At 41.0% G+C, this 26948-nt stretch carries 29 protein-coding genes, 2 tRNA genes, 1 riboswitch and 1 other annotated feature; of the genes, 30 read left to right on the top strand and 1 reads right to left on the bottom strand.

Annotated elements, in window-relative coordinates; genetic code table 11:
- Positions 1-3: 3 nt before the first annotated feature.
- The 6 genes from QNH43_RS19630 to QNH43_RS19605 all read left to right on the top strand — a co-directional run bounded on the left by QNH43_RS19630 (position 4) and on the right by QNH43_RS19605 (position 6672).
- On the top strand, positions 4-777 hold the full coding sequence (locus QNH43_RS19630) for an enoyl-CoA hydratase (RefSeq protein ID WP_283915339.1): 774 nt from the start codon (positions 4-6) through the stop codon (positions 775-777).
- A gap of 114 nt (positions 778-891) precedes the next feature.
- Positions 892-1665 (top strand): electron transfer flavoprotein subunit beta/FixA family protein, encoded by a 774-nt coding sequence (locus tag QNH43_RS19625; protein ID WP_076364852.1) that lies wholly within the window; start codon positions 892-894, stop codon positions 1663-1665.
- Positions 1666-1735: 70 nt separating this feature from the next.
- Positions 1736-2713 (top strand): electron transfer flavoprotein subunit alpha/FixB family protein, encoded by a 978-nt coding sequence (locus QNH43_RS19620; RefSeq protein ID WP_283915338.1) that lies wholly within the window; start codon positions 1736-1738, stop codon positions 2711-2713.
- Between the two features lie 208 nt (positions 2714-2921).
- On the top strand, positions 2922-3236 hold the full coding sequence (gene trxA / locus QNH43_RS19615) for a thioredoxin (protein ID WP_283915337.1): 315 nt from the start codon (positions 2922-2924) through the stop codon (positions 3234-3236).
- A 103-nt stretch (positions 3237-3339) separates the two neighbouring features.
- Positions 3340-5112: an excinuclease ABC subunit UvrC gene (uvrC, locus tag QNH43_RS19610; protein ID WP_283915336.1), complete on the top strand. Its 1773-nt coding sequence runs from the start codon at positions 3340-3342 to the stop codon at positions 5110-5112.
- Between the two features lie 62 nt (positions 5113-5174).
- A riboswitch (Lysine riboswitch) is annotated at positions 5175-5351 on the top strand.
- A gap of 88 nt (positions 5352-5439) precedes the next feature.
- Positions 5440-6672, top strand: coding sequence for an aspartate kinase (locus tag QNH43_RS19605; protein WP_283915335.1), 1233 nt, complete (start codon positions 5440-5442; stop codon positions 6670-6672).
- 63 nt (positions 6673-6735) lie between these two features.
- Here QNH43_RS19605 and QNH43_RS19600 read toward each other — a convergent pair whose 3' ends face one another.
- Positions 6736-7206 (bottom strand): YslB family protein, encoded by a 471-nt coding sequence (locus QNH43_RS19600; RefSeq protein ID WP_283915334.1) that lies wholly within the window; start codon positions 7204-7206, stop codon positions 6736-6738.
- A gap of 383 nt (positions 7207-7589) precedes the next feature.
- On the opposite strand from QNH43_RS19600, the gene QNH43_RS19595 reads away from it, so the two are divergent.
- The 24 genes from QNH43_RS19595 (at position 7590) to ilvN (ending at position 26934) form a co-directional block, all read left to right on the top strand.
- A complete protein-coding gene (locus QNH43_RS19595; protein ID WP_076364864.1) occupies positions 7590-8198 on the top strand; it encodes a succinate dehydrogenase cytochrome b558 subunit in 609 nt (202 codons plus the stop codon).
- A 70-nt stretch (positions 8199-8268) separates the two neighbouring features.
- A complete protein-coding gene (gene sdhA / locus QNH43_RS19590) occupies positions 8269-10020 on the top strand; it encodes a succinate dehydrogenase flavoprotein subunit (RefSeq protein WP_076366267.1) in 1752 nt (583 codons plus the stop codon).
- A 17-nt stretch (positions 10021-10037) separates the two neighbouring features.
- Positions 10038-10811, top strand: a complete 774-nt coding sequence (sdhB, locus tag QNH43_RS19585; protein WP_034308984.1) for a succinate dehydrogenase iron-sulfur subunit — start codon at positions 10038-10040, stop codon at positions 10809-10811.
- A gap of 271 nt (positions 10812-11082) precedes the next feature.
- Entirely contained in the window at positions 11083-11562 is a 480-nt protein-coding gene (locus QNH43_RS19580) for an acyl-CoA thioesterase (RefSeq protein ID WP_283915333.1), read from the top strand.
- Between the two features lie 106 nt (positions 11563-11668).
- Entirely contained in the window at positions 11669-11893 is a 225-nt protein-coding gene (locus QNH43_RS19575) for a helix-turn-helix domain-containing protein (protein ID WP_028392149.1), read from the top strand.
- A gap of 222 nt (positions 11894-12115) precedes the next feature.
- Positions 12116-12559 (top strand): MarR family winged helix-turn-helix transcriptional regulator, encoded by a 444-nt coding sequence (locus QNH43_RS19570; RefSeq protein WP_283915332.1) that lies wholly within the window; start codon positions 12116-12118, stop codon positions 12557-12559.
- 10 nt (positions 12560-12569) lie between these two features.
- Complete coding sequence (gene racE / locus QNH43_RS19565) at positions 12570-13373, top strand: glutamate racemase (RefSeq protein WP_283915331.1); 804 nt, start codon at positions 12570-12572, stop codon at positions 13371-13373.
- Between the two features lie 286 nt (positions 13374-13659).
- A complete protein-coding gene (locus QNH43_RS19560; protein ID WP_076364870.1) occupies positions 13660-14739 on the top strand; it encodes a GerMN domain-containing protein in 1080 nt (359 codons plus the stop codon).
- A 219-nt stretch (positions 14740-14958) separates the two neighbouring features.
- Complete coding sequence (locus tag QNH43_RS19555; protein ID WP_283915330.1) at positions 14959-16041, top strand: GerAB/ArcD/ProY family transporter; 1083 nt, start codon at positions 14959-14961, stop codon at positions 16039-16041.
- On the top strand, positions 16038-17513 hold the full coding sequence (locus tag QNH43_RS19550) for a spore germination protein (protein ID WP_283915329.1): 1476 nt from the start codon (positions 16038-16040) through the stop codon (positions 17511-17513). The genes QNH43_RS19555 and QNH43_RS19550 overlap by 4 nt, the downstream gene beginning before the upstream one ends.
- On the top strand, positions 17510-18631 hold the full coding sequence (locus tag QNH43_RS19545) for a Ger(x)C family spore germination protein (protein WP_283915328.1): 1122 nt from the start codon (positions 17510-17512) through the stop codon (positions 18629-18631). Before QNH43_RS19550 ends, QNH43_RS19545 begins: the two co-directional genes overlap by 4 nt.
- Before the next feature lie 35 nt (positions 18632-18666).
- On the top strand, positions 18667-18801 hold the full coding sequence (locus QNH43_RS19540) for a hypothetical protein (protein WP_283915327.1): 135 nt from the start codon (positions 18667-18669) through the stop codon (positions 18799-18801).
- Positions 18802-18842: 41 nt separating this feature from the next.
- Positions 18843-19454 carry an XTP/dITP diphosphatase gene (locus QNH43_RS19535; protein ID WP_144551192.1) on the top strand — a complete coding sequence of 204 codons (612 nt, stop codon included), beginning with the start codon at positions 18843-18845 and terminating at the stop codon, positions 19452-19454.
- Positions 19455-19456: 2 nt separating this feature from the next.
- Positions 19457-19969, top strand: coding sequence for a metallophosphoesterase family protein (locus QNH43_RS19530; RefSeq protein ID WP_283915326.1), 513 nt, complete (start codon positions 19457-19459; stop codon positions 19967-19969).
- Between the two features lie 171 nt (positions 19970-20140).
- Positions 20141-20214 (top strand) — tRNA-Arg (locus QNH43_RS19525).
- Positions 20215-20539: 325 nt separating this feature from the next.
- Positions 20540-20613, top strand: a tRNA-Arg gene (locus QNH43_RS19520).
- Positions 20614-20759: 146 nt separating this feature from the next.
- A complete protein-coding gene (locus QNH43_RS19515) occupies positions 20760-20960 on the top strand; it encodes a hypothetical protein (protein WP_283915325.1) in 201 nt (66 codons plus the stop codon).
- Positions 20961-21165: 205 nt separating this feature from the next.
- Entirely contained in the window at positions 21166-21921 is a 756-nt protein-coding gene (locus QNH43_RS19510; protein WP_076364884.1) for a DUF2087 domain-containing protein, read from the top strand.
- An 18-nt stretch (positions 21922-21939) separates the two neighbouring features.
- Positions 21940-22296 carry a GIY-YIG nuclease family protein gene (locus QNH43_RS19505; protein WP_076364886.1) on the top strand — a complete coding sequence of 119 codons (357 nt, stop codon included), beginning with the start codon at positions 21940-21942 and terminating at the stop codon, positions 22294-22296.
- Between the two features lie 362 nt (positions 22297-22658).
- Positions 22659-22832, top strand: coding sequence for a hypothetical protein (locus QNH43_RS19500; protein WP_283915324.1), 174 nt, complete (start codon positions 22659-22661; stop codon positions 22830-22832).
- Positions 22833-22873: 41 nt separating this feature from the next.
- Entirely contained in the window at positions 22874-23233 is a 360-nt protein-coding gene (locus QNH43_RS19495) for a YidH family protein (protein WP_076364888.1), read from the top strand.
- A 450-nt stretch (positions 23234-23683) separates the two neighbouring features.
- A complete protein-coding gene (locus tag QNH43_RS19490; protein ID WP_081395481.1) occupies positions 23684-23959 on the top strand; it encodes a GNAT family N-acetyltransferase in 276 nt (91 codons plus the stop codon).
- Between the two features lie 369 nt (positions 23960-24328).
- Positions 24329-24587, top strand: a binding site (T-box leader).
- A gap of 115 nt (positions 24588-24702) precedes the next feature.
- Positions 24703-26418, top strand: coding sequence for an acetolactate synthase large subunit (ilvB, locus tag QNH43_RS19485; protein ID WP_283915323.1), 1716 nt, complete (start codon positions 24703-24705; stop codon positions 26416-26418).
- Between the two features lie 3 nt (positions 26419-26421).
- Positions 26422-26934 carry an acetolactate synthase small subunit gene (ilvN, locus tag QNH43_RS19480; RefSeq protein ID WP_076364898.1) on the top strand — a complete coding sequence of 171 codons (513 nt, stop codon included), beginning with the start codon at positions 26422-26424 and terminating at the stop codon, positions 26932-26934.
- The last annotated feature ends 14 nt before the right edge of the window (positions 26935-26948 follow it).

The raw sequence follows: 26948 nt of genomic DNA, 5'->3' as shown, positions 1-26948 counted from the left end.
GATATGGAATATCTTAAGCTTTCTGTCGAAAATCATGTGGCTTTTATAACGATTGATCATGCACCTGCAAATGCGCTTTCTTCGGCTATCATCGGAGAGCTTTCACAGGCCTTCGATCAAATTGAGAAAGACGATGCCGTACGGGTTGTCCTTGTTCATGGTGAAGGAAGGTTCTTCTCTGCTGGAGCAGACATTAAAGAGTTTACTGAAGTGGAGAACGGGAAAGCCTTCGAGAAGCTGACCAAGAATGGCCAATCGGTATTTGAGAAAATCGAATCTTTTCCAAAACCGGTCATTGCAGCCATCCATGGGGCAGCGCTTGGCGGAGGATTGGAGCTGGCTATGGCCTGTCATATCCGATTGGTCACCGAAAGGGCTAAACTTGGTTTGCCTGAGCTGCAGTTGGGCTTAATCCCTGGATTTGCCGGGACCCAACGACTTCCTCGTTATGTAGGCATGGCAAAGGCTGCTGAAATGCTGTTTACAAGTGAACCGATATCTGGTACCCAAGCTGTGCAATGCGGATTGGCGAATCATGCCTTCACGGATGAAGAACTGATTCCAAAAGCTAAGGAACTAGCCAATAAAATTGCCAAGAAAAGCCCATTGGCTTTAAAGTCGGCCATTGAGTTATTGAATTATTCCAAGCATGATTCCTACCATAAAGGTGTGGAAAGGGAAGCCGCCCTCTTTGGCCGAGCTTTCGATACCGCTGATGCACAAGAAGGAATCAGCGCTTTCATTGAAAAAAGGGAAGCTGTATTCAAAGGGAAATGATATAAATAACTATTTTTATATATCATGCAGGATATTGATGAATTCTGTAGAACAATACTATATATCAATAAAATTCATAATCTTCAAAACTCAAATCATTCGGGAGGTATTATCGTGAACATTTATGTACTGCTGAAAAGAACATTTGATACAGAAGAAAAAATTACACTATCCAACGGAAAAATTAATGAGGATGGTGCAGAATTCATCATTAATCCATACGATGAGTATGCAGTTGAAGAAGCAATCCAGGTGCGTGATGCACAAGGCGGAGAAGTAACGGTTATTTCTGTCGGAACCGAAGAGGCTGAAAAGCAATTACGTACAGCGCTGGCAATGGGTGCTGACAAAGCCGTATTGATAAATATAGAAGACGACATAGAAAATGGCGACCAATTCACGACTGCCAAAATTATAGGTGAATACTTAAAAGGTAAAAATGCCGATTTAATCATTGCAGGAAACGTTGCAATCGATGGCGGTTCTGGTCAAGTGGGACCACGCGTTGCCGAAATTTTAGAAATTCCTTATATTACAACCATTACTAAACTGGACATCGCAAATGGAAATGTAAGCGTTATCCGTGATGTCGAAGGGGACTCTGAAACGATCGAAGCATCCCTTCCATTGTTGGTGACAGCTCAACAAGGGCTAAATGAGCCGCGTTATCCTTCATTGCCAGGAATCATGAAAGCGAAGAAAAAACCGCTTGAAGAATTGGAATTGGATGACCTGGATTTGGAAGAAGAAGATGTTGAAGCAAAAACAAAAACGATTGAAATTTACCTTCCTGCTAAAAAAGAAGCTGGAAAAGTATTGGACGGAGAAATCAGTGATCAAGTTAGCGAACTTGTTCAATTATTACGCAGTGAAGCAAAAGTGATTTAATCTTAAACGGTACTTTTCAAAACAACTAACACGGCAAAAAAGAAAAATAGAGCACAGGAGGTCTTTATAAATGGCTAGAAAGTTTCTTGTATTGGGCGAAGTTCGTGACGGTTCACTAAGAAATGTATCATTTGAAGCTATCGGTGCGGCTAAACTTGCTGCAGATGGCGGGGAAATCGTAGGTGTTTTGGTTGGTGACAGTGTTCAAAGTTTAGGAAATGAATTGATCCAATATGGCGCGGACCGGGTTGTTGCAGTAGAGAATGATCAATTGAAACAATATACTTCAGATGGATATGCGCAAAGCTTGCTTGCCGTCATCGAGCAGGAAAAGCCAGAAGGGATTTTCTTTGGACATACGGCCCTAGGAAAAGACCTTGCACCTAAATTGGCTGGAAAGCTTGAGTCAGGTTTGATTTCGGACGTTACAGCCATTGAAGAAGAAGGCGGAAATATCGTTTTCACCCGCCCGATTTATTCTGGTAAGGCATTTGAAAAGAAAATTGTTACAGATGGCGTGATATTCGCGACAATCCGTCCGAACAATATCGAACCATTAGCGAAAGATGAGTCCCGCTCTGGTGATGTTTCTACATTAAGTGTGGATATTAAGGATTTACGCACTATCATTAAAGATGTTGTTAGAAAAGCTAGCGAAGGGGTAGACCTTTCCGAAGCGAAAGTAATCATCGCAGGTGGACGGGGCGTGAAAAGTGAAGATGGCTTTGAACCATTAAAGGAGCTTGCACAAGTTCTTGGCGGAGCGGTAGGAGCTTCCCGCGGAGCATGTGATGCGGACTATTGCGATTACTCTTTGCAAATCGGGCAAACGGGCAAAGTCGTAACACCTGACCTTTATATCGCCTGCGGAATTTCCGGTGCGATCCAGCATTTAGCCGGGATGTCCAACTCCAAGGTTATCGTTGCCATCAATAAAGACCCGGAAGCTAACATATTCAATGTGGCTGATTATGGAATTGTCGGAGACCTTTTCGAAGTCGTTCCATTACTTACGGAAGAATTCAAAAAACTAAAAGTTAACGCATAATAGAGATAATACAGATAAGGGGGCAAGACATTTGGCGTAAGCCGATACATGTCTTGCCTTTTATTTGGATTAAGAGGCAAGGACTTTCGGCCTGCATATTTATTCTTTTTTTGGACATCCTACCACTGAAGCAAAATATTAGCATCGATTCGAGCAACAATGGTATACTGTCTTTAGTTATTTGAGTAAATTTGAGGAGGAAATATATATGGCTATTGTAAATGCAACTGACCAAACTTTCACAACAGATACTAGCGAAGGTGTTGTTCTTGTAGATTTTTGGGCTCCATGGTGCGGACCTTGTAAAATGATCGCTCCTGTTCTTCAAGAGCTTGATACTGAAATTGGCGATAAAGCAAAAATCGTAAAAGTGGATGTAGATGAAAACCAAGAAACAGCAGGAAAATTCGGTGTGATGAGCATCCCGACATTAATCGTCCTTAAAGACGGTGAAGTGGTTGATAAGGTTGTTGGTTTCCAACCTAAAGAAGCACTTGCTGAACTTATTGAAAAACACGCGTAATAGTAAGTTAGCTAAAAAAAGCTTCAAGTCTGCGGACTTGAAGCTTTTTTCGCTATCTTGATATATAATGATTGTAATAATGGGAGAACAGGAGGCTGAATGCATGAATCAACAAATAAAGAATAAACTTGCCCTTCTTCCCGATCAACCTGGTTGTTATTTAATGAAAGATCGTCAGGGAACGATCATATATGTAGGCAAAGCGAAGGTGTTGAAAAATCGGGTCCGTTCTTATTTTACGGGATCTCATGATGGAAAAACATTTCGGCTCGTGAATGAGATTGAGGATTTCGAATACATCGTCACCTCATCCAATATAGAGGCTCTTATTTTAGAGTTGAACTTAATCAAAAAACATGACCCAAAATATAATGTCATGCTAAAGGATGATAAGACGTATCCTTTCATCAAGCTGACTGCGGAACGCCACCCACGTCTGATCATTACGCGAAAAGTAAAAAAAGACAAAGGGAAATATTTCGGTCCTTATCCGAATGCATTTGCAGCTAACGAAACGAAAAAATTGCTCGACCGCATCTATCCCCTTAGAAAATGCAATACATTACCCGATCGCGTTTGTCTCTACTATCATCTTGGACAGTGCCTGGCCCCATGTGTATATGAAGTAGAGGAACAGGAATATAAAAAAATGGTGGATGATATCAACCGGTTCTTGAACGGCGGGCATACTGAAATAAAAAAAGAACTGACTGAAAAAATGCTAGTGGCATCAGAAGAGCTCGATTTCGAGAGGGCCAAGGAGTTCCGTGACAAGATTGCCCACATTGATATTACGATGGAGAAGCAAAAAATGATGACGACCGATTTCATCGACAGGGATGTATTTGGGTTTGCCTATGATAAGGGCTGGATGTGCGTTCAGGTATTTTTTGTCCGGCAGGGTAAATTGATAGAAAGGGATGTTTCACTTTTTCCGGTCTATGATGAACCCGAACAGGAACTTCTTACATTCCTCGGTCAATTTTACGAGATTACGAACCATTTTAAACCAAAGGAAATCTTGCTGCCTGAATCAGTGGATGCCGAAATGGCCGAAAGGCTGCTTGGTGTCAAAACGATTCACCCCAAAAGGGGGGCGAAAAAAGACATGCTTAAATTGGCGAATAAAAATGCCTCCATCGCACTTCAGGAAAAATTCTCTTTGATTGAAAGGGATGAAGAAAGAACGATCAATGCGGTGGAAAACCTCGGGAACCAACTGGGTATCTACACCCCGCATCGAATTGAAGCTTTCGATAACTCCAATATCCAGGGAAGTGACCCTGTTTCCGCTTTAGTCGTGTTCATTGATGGGAAGCCGGAAAAAAGAGAGTATCGAAAATATAAGATCAAGACGGTCCAGGGACCCGATGATTATGAATCGATGCGTGAAGTGGTCAGAAGAAGGTATTCACGAGTATTGAAAGAAGGGCTGCCGCTTCCGGACTTGATCATCATTGATGGCGGAAAGGGACATGTCGAAGCCGTTCGGGATATTTTGGAAAATGAATTGGGCCTTGAGATTCCACTTTCAGGCCTCATTAAGGATGAAAAGCATAGGACATCGCAATTGATGATCGGAAATCCTCTTGAAATCGTGCCTCTTGATTCACGGAGCCAGGAATTTTACCTATTGCAAAGAATTCAGGATGAAGTGCATCGGTTCGCGATTACTTTTCATCGCCAGCTACGCGGGAAAAATGCGGTTCACTCCCAGCTTGATGATATCCCAGGAGTCGGGGAAAAAAGAAGGAAGCAATTATTAAGGCATTTTGGATCATTGAAAAAAATCAAAGAGGCAACAGTCGAGGAAATCATGGAAGCTGGTATGCCAAAAGGGGTAGCCGAGGGAATCGTTAGAAAGTTACAAGAATAATCTTGCTACCGATAAATCACTATGCTATGATTAAAAGGAATTTTTAACTAGACAACTTAAAAAGTGCTGATAGAGGTGCGGAATTCAAGAGTAAAAACCTGGAGAAGTATGAGCTTCCATGAAAGGTTTTGAAAGGGGATGACGCCGAAGGAAGATAAGACTCATACCTTGTTTTCCTGGTCCGACATTTAATAAATGGCGGATTGTCAGGGTTTATACCCTGGAGAGCTATCTCACTGTGTTTACAGTATTAGATATGTGATCACAGCAATGAGATATTTCTCATTGCTTTTTTTATTGCCTAAAAAGTAGAGAGGGTGCATGAGGATGGCATTAATCGTTCAAAAATTTGGCGGAACATCCGTCGGTAGCGTAGAAAAAATCAAAAATGTTGCCAATCGGGTAATCGAGGAAGCTGAGAATGGAAATGAGGTAGTCGTCGTTGTTTCAGCTATGGGGAAAACAACGGACCAATTGGTTTCCATGGCCCGTGATATTTCCGGAAACCCGAGCAAAAGGGAAATGGATATGCTATTGACTACTGGGGAACAGGTAACGATTTCCCTGTTAACGATGGCATTGATTGAAGAAGGGCATGAAGCCATTTCGTATACTGGCTGGCAGGCTGGCATGCAAACGGAATCCGTTCATGGGAATGCCCGGATTTTAAACATCGATGCTTCAAGGATCCAAGCTCAGCTTCAAGAGAAGAAAATAGTGGTCGTGGCCGGTTTCCAGGGTAACGATGTAAATGGGGAAATCACTACCTTGGGGCGAGGCGGTTCCGATACGACGGCGGTTGCCATCGCCGCAGCGCTGAATGCGGATAGATGCGATATTTATACGGATGTAACGGGTGTTTTCACAACGGATCCACGCTACATAAAAGGCGCGCGAAAACTCCAATCCATTTCTTACGATGAAATGCTGGAACTTGCCAACCTGGGGGCGGGCGTCCTTCATCCAAGGGCTGTCGAATATGCAAAAAATTATCAAATTCCGCTTGAAGTCCGTTCAAGCATGGAGAGAGAATCAGGAACGATCATTGAGGAGGAAGCAACTATGGAAGAAAACTTAATTGTACGCGGCATTGCTTTTGAAGACAGTATTACGAGGGTCACAATTTATGGTTTGCCCCAATCACTTGGTGCATTATCCACAATCTTCACGACACTTGCGAAAAACCAAATTAATGTGGACATCATCATTCAAAGCATGACTGCCGAGGATACAACCAATCTATCTTTTTCCACAAAAAGTGAAGATACGGAAGCGGCCTTGATCGTGCTGGAAAATAATAAAGAACAATTGGGATTCGACCGGGTCGAAACGGAGAGCGGGTTGGCCAAAGTGTCCATCGTCGGATCTGGTATGGTATCCAATCCCGGAGTGGCTGCCGAGATGTTCGAGGTGATGGCCAATACAGGCATCCAGGTGAAAATGGTCAGCACATCGGAAATTAAAGTTTCGACTGTCGTCAATGAAAAGGAAATGGTGAAGGCGGTTGAATCCCTTCATGAAGCATTTAAACTTGGTCAGCATGCAAATGTGCTAGCTTAAGTGTCAGGAGTCCAATAAAAAACAGACTTCCGGTAAAAAGGGTAAGTCTGTTTTAAGGGCTCATTAGATTGGATCTCTGGGATCCCATTGGATGGTGAATATCACTTTTTTTGCGCGGCGTTTGATTTCTTCCGTTGATTCGCTGAGGAATTTTTTTTGCAGTGAGAACTGTTCGGCAAGGAAACCGGCTTCAAGCTGGAAGTGACAATCAGGGTGTAAATCCAGGCGGCGGCTGATTATTTCACCCGTCAGGGATAATTCCATCTCGTGTTTCGTATACTTCAAGATTTCCAGATTGCCCCATCCGGCGCTTTGGAAAAATTCAATCACTTCCTGATCGCCCTTCAATGGGAATTTTCTTGCTAATTGTTTACCTGCCCAATAGAGGATTTGATTTGAGTCTTTTCCGAGAATATCGTTCAATAGAACTTCTCTGATTAATTCGTACCCGAAAGCTGGAACTTTGAATTCTTCAGTTTGAATTTCTTCAGTATGAATCTCTTCTTCTATCGCAGCAGCAATATTTTTTTTCATAATTTATCGCCTCTTTCTGTAAATCTATTATAAACGCATTTCTTTTGCAATTTATACTGTTTTTTATTTATTTAAATAACAATTGGAAAAAAATGAGAAATTATTGCGAGATATTAATAGATTAATGAGTAATTTCTCCAAAATATATGCATGATAGATAAAAAATAGACAAATTAATCCAATAAAATCTATTCTGAAAAAGAGATTTCTTGTATCCGTTTTCTTGACGCACATAGAAGTCAGGAGTAAAATGGACATGTCACATAATTGTAAAGGAAGTATAGAGGAGTTTTTTGACTCTATACTGTATTTTCACGCGGAGATAAAAGGTAGCCACCAGATTATCTTTGCATGATTTTTCACAAATTAAGGGGGGGCACTTAGTGGCAAAGAATCGTGAGTTTGGGAATCGCAGGCTTCATTCACTTCTAGGAGTAATTCCAATTGGTCTATTCCTAATTTTTCATTTATCGGTAAACTTTATGGCAACAAAAGGAGAAGAAACTTTTAATGGGGCAGTTCATTTAATTGAGTTTACGCCCGTGAAGATTTTGGTAGAATGGGTCGTCATCTATCTACCGCTCATTTTCCATGCTGTGTACGGAATTTATATTGCCTTTACAGCAAAAAACAATTTAGGCAGATTTAGTTTCTTCCGTAACTGGATGTTCATGCTGCAACGCCTAACTGGAATCATAACATTGATCTTCCTTGTTTGGCATATATGGGCAACAAGGATTCAAGCAGCTATGGGTGCTGAAGTTAACTTTGACATGATGGCAGATATTTTCTCCAGTCCATTCATGCTTGTGTTCTATATTGTTGGTGTAATCTCGGCAATCTTCCACTTTGCTAATGGATTATGGTCATTTGCTGTGAGCTGGGGTCTGACAGTTTCACCAAGATCGCAAAGAATCATGACTTACTTTACATTGATCGTTTTCGTTCTTCTTTCTTATATCGGAGTCAGCGCAATTTTCGCTTTCGTATAAGAAGATAGAGTTCATTTATAAGTATTAGGAAAAACATAGCTTGGCTAATGGAAATAAGGGAGTGACAGAATTGGGTAAAGGTAAAATAGTTATCGTTGGTGGAGGTCTAGCTGGATTAATGGCTACGATCAAAGCAGCAGAGCTGGGACAACAGGTTGATTTATTTTCTTTAGTGCCTGTTAAACGCTCTCACTCAGTTTGTGCCCAAGGCGGAATCAACGGGGCAGTTAATACAAAAGGTGAAGGGGATTCTCCATACATCCACTTCGACGATACAGTTTATGGCGGAGATTTCTTGGCTAACCAACCGCCGGTTAAAGCGATGTGCGAAGCAGCACCATCGATCATCCACATGTTTGACCGTATGGGTGTAATGTTCAACCGTACTCCGGAAGGTCTTCTTGATTTCCGTCGTTTCGGTGGTACTCAACATAGCCGTACAGCATTCGCTGGTGCAACAACTGGTCAGCAATTACTTTACGCATTGGACGAGCAGGTTCGCCGTTATGAAGTTGAAGGCCTTGTAACGAAATATGAAGGCTGGGAATTCCTTGGAGCTGTTATCGATGATGAGCAAACAGCACGCGGTATCGTAGCTCAAAACCTGACTTCAATGGAAATCAAATCATTCCCTGGCGACGCAGTCATCATGGCGAGCGGCGGCCCTGGAATCATTTTCGGTAAATCAACTAACTCAATGATCAATACAGGATCAGCAGCTTCCATCGTTTATCAACAAGGTGTAAATTATGCAAATGGTGAATTCATTCAAATTCACCCGACAGCAATCCCTGGAGATGACAAACTTCGTCTGATGAGTGAATCCGCTCGTGGTGAAGGTGGACGTATCTGGACATATAAAGACGGAAAACCTTGGTATTTCCTTGAAGAAAAATACCCTGCTTATGGAAATCTGGTACCTCGTGATATCGCGACTCGTGAAATCTTCGACGTATGTATGAACATGAAGCTTGGCATAAATGGAGAAAACATGGTTTACCTGGATCTATCACATAAAGATCCTAAATTACTTGATATAAAACTTGGCGGAATCATTGAAATCTACGAGAAATTCATGGGTGAAGATCCTCGTAAAGTTCCAATGAAAATTTTCCCTGCCGTTCACTATTCTATGGGCGGACTTTGGGTGGATTATGACCAAATGACTAACATCAAAGGTTTATTCGCTGCAGGTGAGTGTGACTACTCACAACATGGCGGTAACCGTCTTGGTGCGAACTCACTTCTTTCTGCAATCTATGGTGGTTCAGTCGCTGGACCGAATGCCGTTAAATATATTGAAGGCCTTGATAAAACTTCAGAATCCATTCCTTCTTCATTGTATGAAGGGTACGAAAAACAAGAACAGGAGAAATGGAATGAAGTCATGTCTCTTGATGGTAACGAAAATGCGTACATCCTTCACAAAGAACTTGGTGAGTGGATGACACAGCATGTTACTGTAGTTCGTTACAATGACAAGCTGAAAGAAACGGATAACAAGATTCTTGAGCTGATGGAACGTTACAAGAAAATTAACATCAATGACACGGCAAAATGGAGTAACCAAGGAGCAGCATTCACTAGACAGCTGCAAAACATGATGCAATTGGCTCGTGTAATCACAATTGGTGCGTTAAACCGTGACGAAAGCCGCGGAGCGCATTACAAACCTGATTTCCCGGAACGTAATGATGAGGAATTCATGAAAACTACTATGGCAACATTCAAAGGCTTGGATCAAGCACCTGAATTCCATTATGAAGATATTGATGTATCACTGATCGCACCGCGTAAACGTGACTACACTACGAAACACTAAAGAGGGGGAGCAAAAAAATGGTTGAAACTAAATCTGAGACTAAAACAGTCCGTTTTATAATCACTCGTCAAGATACACCGGATTCAGCTCCTTATGATGAGGAATTCGAATTAGCGTACCGCCCGAATATGAACGTAATTTCCGCTCTAATGGAAATCCGTCGTAATCCAGTAACTGTACAAGGCAAGCACACTACAGCAATCGCATGGGACATGAACTGTCTTGAAGAGGTATGTGGTGCTTGTTCAATGGTTATCAATGGTAAACCAAGACAATCATGTACAGCTCTTATCGATCAATTGGAGCAGCCGGTTCGTCTAGCTCCAATGCGTACATTCCCTGTTGTTCGTGACCTGCAAGTCGATCGCAGCCGTATGTTCGACTCATTGAAAAAGGTAAAGGCATGGATTCCAATCGATGGAACGTACAATCTTGGACCAGGACCTCGTATGCCAGAAAAGAAACGCCAATGGGCTTACGAGTTATCTAAATGTATGACTTGCGGTGTTTGTCTGGAAGCTTGTCCGAACGTAAACAGCAATTCAGACTTCATTGGGCCACAACCATTATCGCAAGTTCGTTTATTCAATGCACATCCAACAGGTGCAATGAACAAAGCTGAACGTTTAAATACGATCATGGGTGATGGAGGACTTGCAAACTGCGGTAATTCACAAAACTGCGTGCAGTCTTGCCCTAAAGGCATTCCATTAACGACTTCGATTGCCGCGTTGAACCGTGATACTACGATCCAACAATTCCGTAACTTCTTCGGCAGCGATGAAGTTTAATGATGAACAAGAAAGAACCTGTATCTTATGATATGGGTTCTTTTTTTACAATGTTTTACATACGTAGACTTGGTTGGGAACCGACAGCAATAATAAATGATTGATAACTGGGATCGAAGTGTAAATGCGGCATCAAGCCAACGGTGAAGGGTTTGATTAATGAAGTGAGCTTGATAAAATTGACCTGCTTCAATAGAAAATCCTTTTCATTATCGTTGTTTTCTTATAAAATGAGTGAATAGTCATTCAATTCAGAAAGGGTGTGCACAAGTTGGGCAAAATATCATATATCGATAATATAACGGAGTGGATCAATGATTTTTCTTTTAAACATGAAATTAAGGTTCGCTTTTCGGAAACTGATATGTTTGGGCACTTGAATAACACGATTCCTTTTACTTATTTTGAGGAGGCTCGGATTGAGTATTTCAACAGAATGGGGTTCATGAAGGATTGGACCTCGGCTGAATGCGGTGAGATGCCGGTTGTTGCAAATTTACAGTGTGATTACCTGAAGCAGGTGTTTTTCAATGATCGGTTGACAATCCATGTGAAAGCTGACCTTATCGGAAATTCTTCAGTGGACATACATTATATGGGTACCAAACAAGATGGTTCAATTTGTTTAACGGGCAGGGGGACGATTGTACAAGTCTCCAAGGCCACCGGAAGGCCCGTAGCTTGGACGGAAGAGATGAAGCGATCGATGTGGCATACAGAGCTGAACATTCCTAAAAATATTTCCATTTAGACAAGCAAAAGAGTCACTCCATTGCCCTAGCCGACATACTATATCTTGACTAAATAGACACCCACTCCGGGTTTTATGCTGGTGAAGGCAAGGAGGGTAACATTACTTGAAGGAGAACGAATTCACTCATAAGCCACTACTCACCAAAAGAGAAAAAGAAGTATTTGAGTTACTAGTACAAGACAAAACAACAAAAGAAATCGCAGGTGAATTGTTTATTAGCGAAAAAACAGTTCGAAACCATATTTCGAATGCGATGCAGAAGCTTGGAGTTAAAGGACGTTCGCAGGCAGTCATAGAACTCCTTCGTATGGGAGAACTTAAGCTTTAATGTGTTAACTCTTAATACGTAAGCCTTATAAATAATTTCTCTCCCGTTTATTGGCAGCATATAAGGAAGGGCAAAGCAACTTGGTTGTTTTGACTTCTTTGGATGCTGCTTATTTTTATGTATGGGGTTTCATTATGCTTCCAGGCAATCAATCTTGAAAATCATTTCACTTTCATCCAAAATGGTAGTATGATAAGTTTCATGAAGTGGGGAGCTGTGTGTATGGATGAAGAGAAGCAGGCGGCATATGTAGCCGATATCGAGAAGGAATTGCGCTATGTATCGACATGGCTTAAGCAAAGGGGAAGAGAAATTCTCCATGATTATAAAATTACCATTCCTCAATTCGTGGCTTTGCAATGGCTTTTTGAATCAGGCGACATGACGATTGGCGAATTGTCCACGAAGATGTTTCTCGCCTTCAGCACAACGACGGATCTGATTGACCGCATGGAGAAACATCAGCTTGTTCAGCGTGTCAGGGATGAAAAGGACCGGCGTGTGGTTCGAATTCACCTTCTTGAAGAGGGTGAACGGATTATCGAAGAAGTAATTAATAAACGACAACAGTACTTGAGTGGCGTGTTAGTCAATTTTAACGAATCTGACATAAGGTCCCTCAAAGGGATTCTAGCAAAACTACATCAAGAAATGAAAGAAAAATGAGGCGAGTTTTTTGAAACAACCGATAGGCATCATTGATTCAGGGGTAGGCGGCTTGACAGTTGCTAAAGAAGTCATGCGTCAGCTACCAAATGAAAATATAATTTACTTAGGTGATACAGCAAGATGCCCTTATGGGCCGAGGACAAAAAAAGATGTCCAAACCTTCACATGGCAGATGACGAGGTTCTTGATGAAGAAGGATATAAAAATGCTGATCATCGCTTGCAATACGGCGACTGCAGCCGTATTGGATGAGATCAGGGCAATACTTCCGATTCCTGTGCTGGGTGTCATACATCCAGGGGCAAGGGCGGCATTGAAAGTTTCTGATTCCTTGCATATTGGCGTTATTGGTACGGAAGGCACGGTAAAAAGCAAAGCTTATGATGACGCGCTTGCTTCCATCAATTCCGATGTGAAAGTAGATAGTTTGGCATGTCCGAAATTTGTCCCAATCGTGGAAAGCGGGGAGTTTCAAGGGGGTATCGTCAATAGGGTCGTGGCACAAACCTTGAACCCGTTGAAGAAAACGAAGATCGACACATTGATCCTTGGCTGTACCCATTATCCGCTGCTGGGGCCTGTAATCTCTTCCTATATGGGGGATGAAGTACAAGTCATTTCCTCTGGGGAAGAGACGGCCCGTGAGGCAAGTGTCATATTGGATTACTATAAATTAATCAATAAAAGCAAGCTCCGTCCAGTTCATCACTTTTACACAACCGGTTCAAAAGATATGTTCGGCTCCATCGCGTCGAGCTGGCTCGGTATTCATGTCAATGACATCGAAACAATTAAAATTGATCACTTATAAGGCTTCCATTTGGAAGTCTTTTTTTTCGGAGGGGAAAAATGTATATAGCTGCAAGCCAGGATGGATATATCGCTAGAGAAGATGGAAGCATGGATAGGCTTTAAGGGACAGAAGGGAAAGGGATTCGATTGTTCCGATCAGGAGTTCCTGAAATCCCAATGAAGCTGACAAAGATGCAGCAGTACGTGCAAGTTGCCCGGCTCCATTATCAGAGAGAAAAATAATTGGTCTATTTTCCCCTAGGGCTCGTATAAATAGGAGTACAAACTGTCCTAGGAGTGATTTTATGTCCAATAAATCAAAAGTAACAATGGCTGTGACCATTCTGGCATCTTCTTTTTGGCTTTCGGGCTGCGGATTATTTGGCGGTGAAGAGAAAAAGGAAATTGATCCGCCAAAGGATGTTTCTTTAGTCGAGGATGAATCTTCATTGAAAGAAACAGAAACGAATGGTGAGGAAAAGCCGGCGGCTGATGGAGAAGAAGGCGCTGTTGAATCGAAAACGGTGAAGACGGAGTTATATTTAATTGATAAAAGCGGGTATGTGGTTCCACAGACATTGGAACTTCCTAAATCGGAAGCTGTCGCTAAACAGGCCCTTGATTACCTTGTCAGTAACGGACCAGTCACGGATAAACTTCCGAATGGGTTCAGGGCCGTCATTCCTGCCGATACCCAAATAAGCGTGAACATTAAAGACGGAGTGGCTGTAGCGGACTTTTCGCCAGAGTTCAAAAACTATCAGAAAGAGGATGAACTTAAAATCCTTCAAGCCATTACATGGACCCTGACACAATTCGACTCGGTCGAAAAAATCCAAATGAGAATCAATGGGGAAGATATTTCCGAAATGCCGGTCAATGGCACACCGATAGATGAAAATATCTCAAGGTCGTCAGGAATCAATATCGATACGAGTGACGTAGTCGACATTTCCAATACAAAAGCACTGACCGTTTATTATGTAGGCGGTGACGAGGAGTATACTTATTATGTTCCGGTGACGCGCAGGATCAGTGAAACGGTGTCTGATAATGTAACAGCAGTCATTCAGGAATTAACGAAGAGTCCTTCGGGTTCTAACCTGCAAACAGGGTTCATGAGTGATGTAGCTTTACTTGACGAGCCTAAAGTGGCAGAAGGTAAGGTCAGCCTCAATTTTAACGAAAATATCCTTGGAAGCTTTAAAGAGAAAAAGGTATCACAAGAAGTCCTTGATGCCTTGGTCCTTTCTTTAACGGAACAGAAAGGAATAGAAAGCGTTGAAGTACAAGTGCAGGGCAGCGCCGATGTTCTCAATGAAGAAGGAAAGAAATTATCCGAACCGGTGGTCCGTCCAGAGAAAGTCAACACAGGCAGTTTTTAAAGAACGATATTATATTCGAAATAGCACAATGAGGCAGCCTGAAGCTGTCTCTTATTTTTTTGCCTCCGGAATTGAATTACGACTCTTTTAGGGCCTATACATCTTAATTATTGCATGAGATGAAAATACTACCCCTGCCAGGCAATTTCTCGTATCATGAGAAAGTTTTTACATAAATAAATTTTTAAAAGGGGAAATTACTTTCAATGGGGGGATATTATGGATCAAAAGGTCATTCAGGCTGTACACATCTATGTTTTAATCATTATGAATACAGGATTCATGGTACATGTCCTGCTTCTTCCCAATATCTTAACCGCATCTCAACGCGACGCATGGATAAGTGTCATAATCAGTGTTGTTCCCTGTATCGTTTGGACCCTATTTATTTTTTATATTTATAAAAAACTAGATAAAGAAGATATAATCGCTTTTCTAAAAAAATGGTCTACACCTTTAGTTACATATGTTTTCTCTATAGCATTTGGGTTGTACTTTATATTTAACGCCTTCATTACCGTCAAATTTACAGTGATTTGGGCAAAGGCTAATTATACTCATGACATACCAAACATCGTAGTCGTTAGCCTATTCACATTTACTTGTATGTTTGCAACTTATAAAGGAATACGCACCATAAGTACTTTGGCTTTCCTGTTTCTTCCGTTCGTCACCTTTTTCGGGATATTTGTGGGGTTGGGGAATACGAGTAATAAGAATTACGAATTATTGTTCCCGATATTTGAAAGCGGGTATCGCAATACTCTAAATGGAATTTTGTATACGAGTGCAGGATATTTAGAAATTATCGTTTTTCTATTTTTGACTCCTTACCTGAAAGGTAAGCTAAAAGCCAAGTGGCTTTTATTAGTTGGTGTAATTTTAATCATGCTTACGTTAGGGCCCCTCATGGGAGCGATTGCAGAATTTGGTTCTGTGGAAGCAGTGAAAATGAGGAATCCAGCTTATGAACAATGGAAGTTGTTAAGGTTTGGCTATTATATTACTCGACTCGATTTCCTGTCGATTTTCCAATGGCTTTCAGGTGCCATGATTCGAATAAGTTTATGTTTATTTATAGGATATAAATTAATCTCAAATTCAAAACATCAGAAGTGGATACTGCTTTCCCTATATTTGATGATTGTTTTTGGGACGCTAATCCATTGGGATGCCACTTCATTTTTTTATTTTATATACAAATATTTCTTTCCAATCAGTAGTCTGTTTCTTTTGAGTGCTGCAATTATACTGTTATTTCTTATTATAAAAAAGGGAAAAGGAAAAGGTGAAACATTATGAGGAAGGGAAAATTGAATGGAACTCCTTCTTGCATTGACGAAATCCAAAAATGGTTCGAACATTCCTCTGATGTTGTTTTAAGAAAAAAAACATTTGATCCTGAAGGTCGTTATTTGTTGGGGTTTTTATATGCGCCAAACTTAGTCGATATGCAATTCATCAATGAAGTGATACTGCCTACAATATCAAAAGCGGTTCAAGAAAATGGAGAATTAACAATTGACCGATTAAGCAATATTATGGAAATCAGTATGCTAAAAAAAAACTCCGATTTAAAAGAGGAAGTAGAAAGCATCCTTTTTTCAGGAGACCTAATCATCATTAATGAATCTTCTAATGAAATTTACTATACCCCATTAGCTAATTCCCCTAAGCGCAGTCCGGAAGAGTCCAATATAGAATCTTCCATTCGCGGACCTAGAGATGGATTTGTTGAGAATATATCGGATAACATGTCTTTAATTCGCCAAAGGTTAAAAACGTCAACACTTAAATGCATTGAATATACAGTCGGGAAAAGAAGTAAAACTAAAATATTGTTACTTTATATAGATGACATTATTAATCCCTCTATTCTTATGGATATTAAAAAACGATTGGATTCATTAAAGGTTGATATCATAGTCAGCAGTTACCAAGTTGAAGAGCACCTGTATGATACTCAATTTTCCATCTTCCCTTTAATGGATTATATCGGTCGACCGGACTATGTTGTTGAATCTTTGAATCAAGGGCGCTTTGCCATCCTGGTGGATGGGAATCCCACATGCTTGATCGGACCTACAAGCATTAATCAGTTACTGTACGCTGCTGATGACGCACATGCAAGCTTTTTTTACATCAGTTTCATGCGCGTTCTTCGTGTAGTCGCCTTATTTGTAGCGGTTACGTTACCTGGTTTTTTTATAGCGTTAGTTTCCTATCAATTCGACCAAATTCCCTTTTCGCTTCTTGCGACGATTTCAATCACGAGACAGGGATTGCCGATACCTGCTTCGTTGGAGGCTTTCATGATGATCATATTGTTTGAGCTATTTAAAGAAGCTGGTCTTCGCCTGCCAAAAGCTGTAGGTCCGACAGTTTCTGTATTGGGTGGGTTGATCATAGGTGATGCAGCGATTCGGGCAGGGCTGACTTCACCCTCCATGCTTGTAATAATAGCTGTTACAGTTCTCGCAAGCTATACCTTAATCAATCAGAATATTGCTGGGAATATCGTTCTTATAAGGTTATTCATATTTGCGTGTTCAGCGTTTTTAGGCTTGTTTGGATTCTTCATGGGAATATTCCTTGTCTTGATTGTTGTGGTTTCCTTGGAAAGTTTCGGCCAGCCTTTTGTGAATCCACTTTCCAAACCAAATAAATCGGATATGTTAAAAGTCTTATTCAGGCTTCCGGATGGGATGTTAAGACAGCGGAATCAAGCTATTCAGTCAACTGATAATGAACCTCAAAAGGAGTCAAACAAATGAGAAGGCTAATTGCAGTCATGATTATTGGCTGTCAACTTTTACTGACGACAGGATGTTGGGGAATGAAGGAAATTCATGCCCAAACATATGGAACAGCCCTAGGGATCGATTATAAGGAGGGTGAATTCATCTTATACTTTCAAGCGTTGAATTTTGCGGATATTGCAAAACAGGAGGGGGCCGCTATATTACAAGAAAAATCTTCTGTTGTCATTGGGGAAGGTAAAGGGGAAAGTATTGAGGAAGCATTTACCGAATTAGAACAACATGCCGCATTACCGCTGTATATCGGGCATATTAACTCCTTCATTTTAAGTGAGCGTATAATCAAGAATAAAATGATGGATTTCATTGAATATGTAGGGAAAGAGCCTTTATTGCGATACAATTCATGGCTGTTCGTTACGAACGAGGATATTAAAAAGGTGTTTGACAGTGATAGTTTCTTTAATCTTCCTAACTTATTCACGATCATTCAAAGGCCAGAGACCGTTATTAATGAGAACTATTTCATATCACCGTTAAAATTCAGTGAACTGGTTTCGAAGTTTTATCAACCGGTTGGTTCCATTTTAATTCCCTCTTTGGTCATAAATGAGCATCATTTCTCAGAGGGAGGGAAAGGAAAGAAGATACCAACGTTGAATGGCGGCTATGTTGTATCAAAGCAGCAATATAAAGGGTTCGTAAGTAAACAAGATTTGATAGGCTTAAAATGGGTTGAAAATAAGGCGACAGTGATGTTCTTTTCGCTGAACGAACAAAAGGTAAGTGTTGAAATCATGGACCCCAAAACAAACATCATGGTGTTGGAGCGGCAAAAGAAACCCTTATATGATCTAGAAGTGAGAGCAAATGGGATATTGAAACAAAATATAGATAACTTTGATATGGAAAAAATCGAAAAAAAGGTGGAAATAAAAATTAAGGAAGATATTTTGAAGACGTTGGAGACAGGGGGAAAAATCAAAACAGACCTTTTTAACATCAGTGAAAAGGCATACAGATACCATGTCAATAAGTGGGATAATAAAATTATTAATTCCTTTGATAAGACTTCAATAAATAACATAAAAGTTAATATCCATATTGAACATAGTGAAAATTACAAACGTTAGATTACAAGTTTCGGGTTATTGCAGATGTGGGAGTTGTGTTAGACTTAACTTATCTGGATAATCCAGCGGCCGTTGTTGTGAAGGGCAGCGCTGGATTCGTCCGTTTGGCATTGGAGAAGATGGGGCTTTTACATATAACGAGTTACAGCGAATTCTTTCTTAGCCCATAATGAGCTTCATGCCGATAAAATAAAAAAGGGTGAAATGAAAAATGAAGACAGTAATCATTGCAACGAAAAATAAAGGGAAAGCCAAGGAGTTCGAAAGCTTATTCTCTGCAAAAGGGTATGAAGTCAAAACACTTCTCGATGTACCGGATGCTCCTGATGTCGAGGAAACAGGCACGACTTTTGAAGAAAACGCGATCCTGAAGGCAGAGGCCATTGCCCATCAGCTAGGCCACTTTGTCATTGCTGATGATTCCGGATTGATTGTAGATGCATTGGAGGGCCGTCCTGGCGTATATTCTGCGCGCTATGCTGGAGAGTCCAAGAGTGATGAAGCAAACACGGAAAAAGTCCTCCGGGAGCTGGAAGGCGTGCCGAAAGAGGATAGGACGGCGAGGTTTTATTGCGCCTTGGCGCTAGCGTCACCCAACCAGGAAACGATTACGGTATCGGGAACGATGGAAGGCTTGATTACAGAACAGCCTTCAGGAACGAATGGATTCGGTTATGATCCCATCTTTTTTGTTGAGGAACAGGGCAAAACAAACGCCGAATTGACAAAAGAGGAAAAAAACAAAATCAGCCACCGTGCCAACGCATTGAGGGCTCTGGATGAAAAACTTGATCCATTTCTAAAAAGGGAAGAAGGAATGTGACGATGAAAGTGCTAATAATGAGTGACAGTCATGGCTTAACTCATGAAATCAGCATGATTGCCGACCGTCATAAACAAGAGGTTGCTGCCATGATCCATTGCGGTGATTCAGAGTTGGAAAGAAATGACCCCCACATGTCGGAGTTCTTAGCCGTTCGTGGGAATTGTGACCATGATTCGGCATATCCGAATGATATTGTCGAGAGTATTGCAGGCAAGCGTTTCTTCCTTACGCATGGACACCTCTATAACATAAATATGACCTTGATGAACCTATCATATAAAAGTGAAGAGACAGGGGCGGATATTATTTGCTTTGGCCATTCCCACGCTGCGGGTTCAGAATTGATTGACGGCAAGCTCTTCATCAACCCGGGAAGCATACGGCAGCCGCGTGGACGAAAAGAGAAAACCTATGCCATTTTGGATATCGGAAATGACCAACTTGAAATCATCTTTTATGACCTTGAAGGAAAAATCGTTGAGGAACTAAGAAATGCTTATCAAATGGAATGACTTCATGTATTATGAACAGGAAGCGTTTTTACCCGCTTCCTGGTTCGTAAAAAAGAAAAAACTTTTTATGAAAAGCCGTTGACTTTCTTTTGATATCCTACTATAATAAGAAGTGTCCTAAGGGAACAGTTAAGGTAATACATAAGTTTTACCGCAACTTATATCATAAACGTCTCAGTAGCTCAGCTGGATAGAGCAACGCCCTTCTAAGGCGTCGGTCGGGAGTTCGAATCTCTCCTGGGACACTAACTTAGTGGATTTAAATCCCGCTACGAAAACCTTCTATATAGAAGGTTTTTTCGTATGACCAAAAAAAGCTTATCAGATGTTGAAGTAGAAATAAGTTAACTTCTAATTGTTCGATAAAGTGTATTCTCCATTTTTTTACTGCAAACTTCATTCAAATACCATGATAATTATTGAATTAATGGCAGGGATGTTCTAAAACTCTTCAAAATTAAATATTACTAGTATTGCAATGAGTATTATACTAAGTTATAATAAGAATTACTGTTACGGTCTAAGTTCGAAAAGTGGCCGTTATACTGAACTGAAGAAAAATAGCGATATGTCTCAGTAGCTCAGCTGGATAGAGCAACGCCCTTCTAAGGCGTCGGTCGGGAGTTCGAATCTCTCCTGGGACGCTAACTTAAAGCCAAAACCTTTAAAAGGTTTTGGCTTTTTTCTTTTTGTTTTATGGATGATATGCAGCAAGATGTTTTTTATTTCATATTTATCGCAGGTGGATGACCTTTTATGTCGAACTTGTTATAAATAAGGAGATGTTTCGATGAATAAAGATAAATTATTTAAGTTCATTCAAACTTCCACTCGGGGCAATTTCTTCTCAGTCGAAATAACCGAAGGTGGAACTGAAGTGGTCCAATTAGCCAAGGAGTTAGAAAAAGAAGGAAGAATCAAGTTGAGGGAATGCACACGAAAAGAACAAGGTGTTTATCTGGAAGGAATACTTAAGTTTGTGCCAAGCTAATACTTAATGAGCTCTAACGAAATTTCATATGACAGAAAAAAAGGCATCCGTGATCGGATGCTTTTTTTTATATCTAATTCTAATTAATCTTTTTTATGATCTCAGGTTGCTGGAGTTATAAAAAACAGGAAAAACATTGACATAAAGCAAACAAATTAATATTATGTTTATTATATTATAAACTTTTTAGGGAAGTGTTTGTTTAATGAAGGACGCTGAAATGTTTTGGAGTGCATCTCAGGATGAGCTTAAACAAGGGTATATCGAAGGTGAGAATCAATATGTTTGTTTGCTGTGTGGAAATGCAATTGAAAAGGGGATCGTATACCCGAAAGATGGGGTTCTTTATGAAGCGAAGAGGTATATGGGAATTCATATTGAACATGCACACCGCTCCGTTTTCGATTACTTGATTGATCTCGATAAAAAACTTACGGGTCTCACGGACCATCAAAATCGCCTGCTTCGCCTTTTTTACCAAGGGAAGAATGATGCTGAGGTTCAGGAGGAAATGGGGATTGGGAGTCCTTCCACCATTAGGAACCATCGCTTTGTGTTGAAAGAGAAAGAGCGTCAGGCTAAGTTGTTTTTAGCCTTGATGGAACTTTTGAAAGATAAAGATGAACATGCGCCGGCATTCATCCCGCTTCATCAAAAAGCGAGGATGGTCGATGATCGTTATAACGTTACCGAGGATGAAAAGGTGGCTGTACTGAAAAAATACTTCCCTAAAGGCAGTCAGGATACATTAAAGTCTTTCCCGCCAAAGGAAAAACAAAGACTGATCATTCTCCAAGAAATTATCAACCGATTTGAAAAAGAGCGGAAATACGAAGAGAAAGAAATCAATCAAATATTGGGTGCCGTTTATCCTGATCATGTTCTATTGAGAAGATATTTAATAGAATATGGATTCTTGGATAGAAAGGCTGATGGGAGCCAATATTGGCTGAAGAAATGATGACTGGAGGCAAGAAATATGGATCGAAAAAAAGAATTGAAGCAATTATATAAAGAAACGAAAGTTGAAGCAGGTGTATATCAAATAAGAAATACGGTAAATAATAAAGTCTTTATCGGAAGCACCAGGAATTTAAAGACGTTGAAGGGGAAACAATTTGAATTGGAAATCGGAACAAACACGAATAAAGTGCTGCAAGGTGAGTGGAACGAATATGGGAAAGATGCTTTTTCTTTTGAGGTACTGCAGGTATTGAAACCGAAAGAAACAGGTTTTTTTGATGCTAAACGGGAATTGAAAAAACTTGAAGAAGAGTGGCTGGAAAAAATACAGCCGTACGAAGAACGGGGATACAATAGAATGAAATCCAACTGACTTGTTTGCAGCCTTTAGAGATTCTCCGCGATTCCCGCCTCCTGGTTATTGGTGGTTCCTTCATCCCTTTGGAGGGTGGGGATTGGTCTCCTGATACACGGAATTGCCACCCTTTGCAAAAGGGAACTTCGGGTATGGGTGGGAAGAAGAAAAATAAACGAATATATGGAAAAGGATAAAAAAAGGCTGGGTTTGGGCGTGTTCAAAACAGGGAGTCATTTATGGCTCTTTTTTGCGTGAAGATAATTAGGGGATCTCACTTGTTGTTAGTTTTTAAATGGTTTAAGCTAGTAATGAGGGGACTTTTTAAAATAAGGGGAAACCAGGGACCTTCACTAAATAATTAATTTTAGGAGTTGCGAATGAAAAAAATAGGATGGGCCATAACGGGGATAGGAGCAGTCGTTGCGCTGGGGGCATTGCTTTATCCTTTGAATGTCATTGATAAAACACTATGTATATATTTATTGCTCGGCGGTGCAGGGCTAATGTTTGTGGGGTCTATGTTCAGGGCCTTTCGGCTACTGAAAAGATGATTTTTTAAGATTGATCAAAATCGTGCGATTAAGGTGATGACATGGAGAAAGACCAATTGAAATATGCCCAGCAGCATCTTGCTAATGAACGCACCTTCTTAGCGTGGATAAGAACGGTGATTGCGATAGTGGGGGTTGGTTTTCTGGCGACAAGCCTGCATTTTACGATTGGTGTGCATCGGGATGACCGGATTGACTTGATCAGTATCGTGCTGGGGATGTTTACGTGTGCCTTGGGCCTTGTGATTACAGTTCTGGCGACATTCGGTTATCTTCAGAAGAAGCGGCAAATCAATGAAGGGACGTTCCGGCCTTCAAGTGCGCACGTCATTCTGATCGCTGTTTTTATGGTCGTATTGTTATCGATGATCATTTTATATTTTGTTTTCATAAAAGTTTAAAACTGTCCTAACCTATAGGACAGTTTTTTTAGTTTCTACTATTATACACTTATTCTTACATCATCATGGAAAGATTTCTTCCATTAAGTGAAAGCTATCAAAAAACGAAAGCTTGAAAAGCACTGTATTTCATTTGGGTTTGAAAGAGTAATTAAAACCTTTTAAAAATAATTTCATTCAGTATTTTACACGTCAGCTATGGAAAAACTTAGTTTTTACCGGAAGTGCATATCAGCAGCGAGGAAAAGAACGATCAAGTTTTGTCTTTTGCCTTCCTTGAAAAAATATTTAACAGCCACCTTCATTTTGTAAATAAACTTCACATGGTCAATGCTAGCTTGAAACTCTTGGAAGTACTTTACGTCATTCAATTTCGATTGCGTTTTAAATATTTGTTTAATTTCCATTTTGTGAGATATGATAAAGAGGAACTATAAGGAGGTCATCAAGATGGTGGATATCAAAAAAGGTGAAAGTTCTTTTTTTGTCGAAGAATCTGGTGAGAAACTAGCGGAAATCACATTCTTTAAATCAGGTGATGATGAAATCACGGTCGATCATACCGTTGTTTCTGACAAGCTTCGCGGGCAAAAGGTAGGAAATGCCCTTGTTGAAAAGGTAATAGGGTTCGCAAGGGAGGAAAAACTGAAAATTGTTCCGGTATGTTCGTTCGTTCAAAAACAATTTGAAAAAAATGCAGAATACGAGGATGTATTGGCTAAATGAACCAAAGGGCTGGACCAGGGGATGAGTAATATCACCTGTGTTCAGCCCTCTGTCTTTTTTTGGATAATCTTCACCTCCGCAATTTGAGAAAATCATTACTGGTGGCTGGCATCATGTGGGTAGTGCGAGGATATTTCAGTGGAGAAATTTAATGTAATGGGGCAGTTGAAGTTTTTTTGATTAAAAATTGAAAAAACTTTTCTTTTGTAGAATGTGGTCATGATAGGTATGTAAGCGTATACAACAAATCTTTCAATTTGGAATTATCAAAAAATTTCAAAAAACCTGTTGACTACTACCTTAAATACACGTAAGATAATCACAAATACAAGACATCAAACATAAGCGTTTCAAAAAATGTGAATAATGCGAAAAGCATTGAAGAGGATAAGTAGTCTTTTAAAAAGGCAGTCACAGAGAGCCGGGTAGCTGAGAGCCGGTATTGTCCCAAAAGATGAACTCACCTTGGAGTTTCAGCTTGAACGTCAGACTAGTAGGGCTGAACGGGTGCGTACCAGTACCCGTTACCAAAACAGAGAATAGTGTAGGCTATTCAAAGTGCGCATGGAGTTTCATGCGAAAAAGGGTGGTACCGTGGAGTGGCTCATCAAGCCTTTTCACCCCTTTAACTTGCCGAGTGCAAGTACATTTGGGGTGAAAAGGCTTTTTTGTATGCTTAAAAAGCTGAAAATTCTGAATCTTAGGAAAACATTTAGTGGAAAAGTGAAGGAGGTTTTTACGAAATGACACAAAAGTCAGTTGTTGCTGATCGGAAGAGTGGAAAGACACATTATAGTGGAGCCGAATTTCTGCTGGATGCATTGAAAAAGGAAAATGTTGAAGTCATCTTTGGTTATCCGGGTGGATCTGTATTGCCGATTTATGACAAGCTTTACAGTTCAGAACTTTTTCATATTTTGACAAGGCACGAACAAGGTGCGATTCATGCAGCCGAGGGATACGCCAGGATTACCGGCAAGCCGGGGGTGGTCATAGTCACATCCGGTCCAGGGGCAACGAACATTGTCACCGGTTTGGCCGATGCAATGATTGACTCTTTACCGCTTGTGGTAATTTCGGGTCAGGTTGCTACCAGTGTAATTGGTTCGGATGCATTCCAGGAAGCTGATGTACTGGGGATCACTACCCCGATTACAAAACATAACTATCAGGTGAGGAAGCCGGAAGACCTTCCGCGCATTATAAAAGAAGCTTTTTATATCGCTTCAAGCGGCCGCCCCGGTCCAGTATTAATCGATATACCTAAGGATATGGCCATTATAGAAGGTGAATCGACGGATAAGGAGCCAGAAATGGATCTCCCTGGCTATCAGCCGACGACCAAGCCTAATTACTTACAAATCAGAAAGCTTGTTGAAGCCGTAAGCGGAGCGAAAAGACCGGTCATTCTTGCAGGGGCAGGAGTCCTGCATGCAAAGGCCTCCCATCTATTAAAGGAATATGTCGAGCAGCAAGGCATTCCTGTCGTCCACACTTTATTGGGCCTTGGAGGCTTTCCGGCCGAACATCCTCTCTTTATCGGAATGGGTGGTATGCATGGCTGCTATGCAGCAAACATGGCGTTATCAAAATGTGATCTATTAATCAATATCGGTGCCAGGTTCGATGATCGATTGACTGGGAATCTAGCGAAATTCGCACAGCATGCAACAGTGGCCCATATCGATATTGATCCAGCGGAAATCGGTAAAAATGTTCAGACAAAAATTCCGGTCGTCGGAAGTGCCAAGGAAGCACTGGCGGAATTGATTGCGCAAAATGGCAAGAAACCGGAAATTGATGTATGGACAACGCAGCTGACGGCATGGAATGAAGAGTTCCCATTGCGTTATACACATGAAGAAGGCGTACTGAAACCTCAGCGTGTCATCCAGATGCTTCATGAAAAAACGAATGGGGAGGCCATTGTTACGACGGATGTTGGACAGCATCAAATGTGGGCAGCACAATACTATCCGTTTAACAAACCGAATTCATGGGTCACTTCCGGTGGATTGGGGACGATGGGCTTTGGCCTACCTTCGGCTCTCGGAGCGCAACTGGCGAATCCGAAAGCGACGGTGCTTTCCATATCGGGGGATGGCGGATTCCAGATGTGCCTGCAGGAACTTTCGGTCATTGCCGAAATGAATCTGCCAATCAAGATCATCATCGTCAACAACGGGGCACTCGGGATGGTAAGACAGTGGCAGGAACTCTTTCATGATAACCGTTTCTCACACAGTATTTTTCAATCGCATCCGGATTTCGTGAAATTGGCCGATGCTTATGGAATTCCAGGATACAAAGTGACGACGGAGGAAGAGGCAAGCAACTGCCTGGATGTTGCGTTAAAGACTGATGGTCCGGTGTTAATTGATTTCCGTGTAAAACAAAACGAAAATGTCTTCCCGATGGTAGCACAAGGAAAAGGGCTTGATGAAATGGAAGGAGTTTAATCAATGAAGGGAATTCTTAGCCTCACCGTGAACAACCGGCCAGGCGTCCTGAATCGGATTACGAACCTGTTCACGAAAAGAAATTATAACATTGAAAGCATGACTGTCGGACCCTCCGAACAGAATGGCATTTCAAGGATGACCTTCGTGGTCGATGTTGATGACGAAGCTGTCATTGAACAGATCACCAAGCAATTGAATAAGCAGATCGATGTTTTGAAAGTATTTGATATTACGAATCAATCGATTGTGGCGAGGGAACTTGCACTCATCAAAATATTGGTGACCACGCAAACCCGAGCTGAGATTTATTCAGTCATCGAACCCTTCCGAGCGTCAGTTATAGATGTCAGTAAAGATAGCCTGACAGTTCAAATCACTGGGGAATCGGATAAGATCGAAGCCTTCATTGAACTGATCAAGCCATATGGCATCAAGGAATTGGCAAGGACAGGGACAGCCGCTATCCCGCGTGGAATGCAAATTGCACACGCTAAGAGTGCGACAATCGTATAAACCAAAACAAAAAA

The organism is Peribacillus simplex (genome assembly GCF_030123325.1).
GTDB classification, from domain to species: domain Bacteria; phylum Bacillota; class Bacilli; order Bacillales; family DSM-1321; genus Peribacillus; species Peribacillus simplex_D.
The sequence above is the reverse complement of the archived record's forward strand: the minus strand, read 5'-3'. Positions and strand labels throughout refer to the sequence as shown.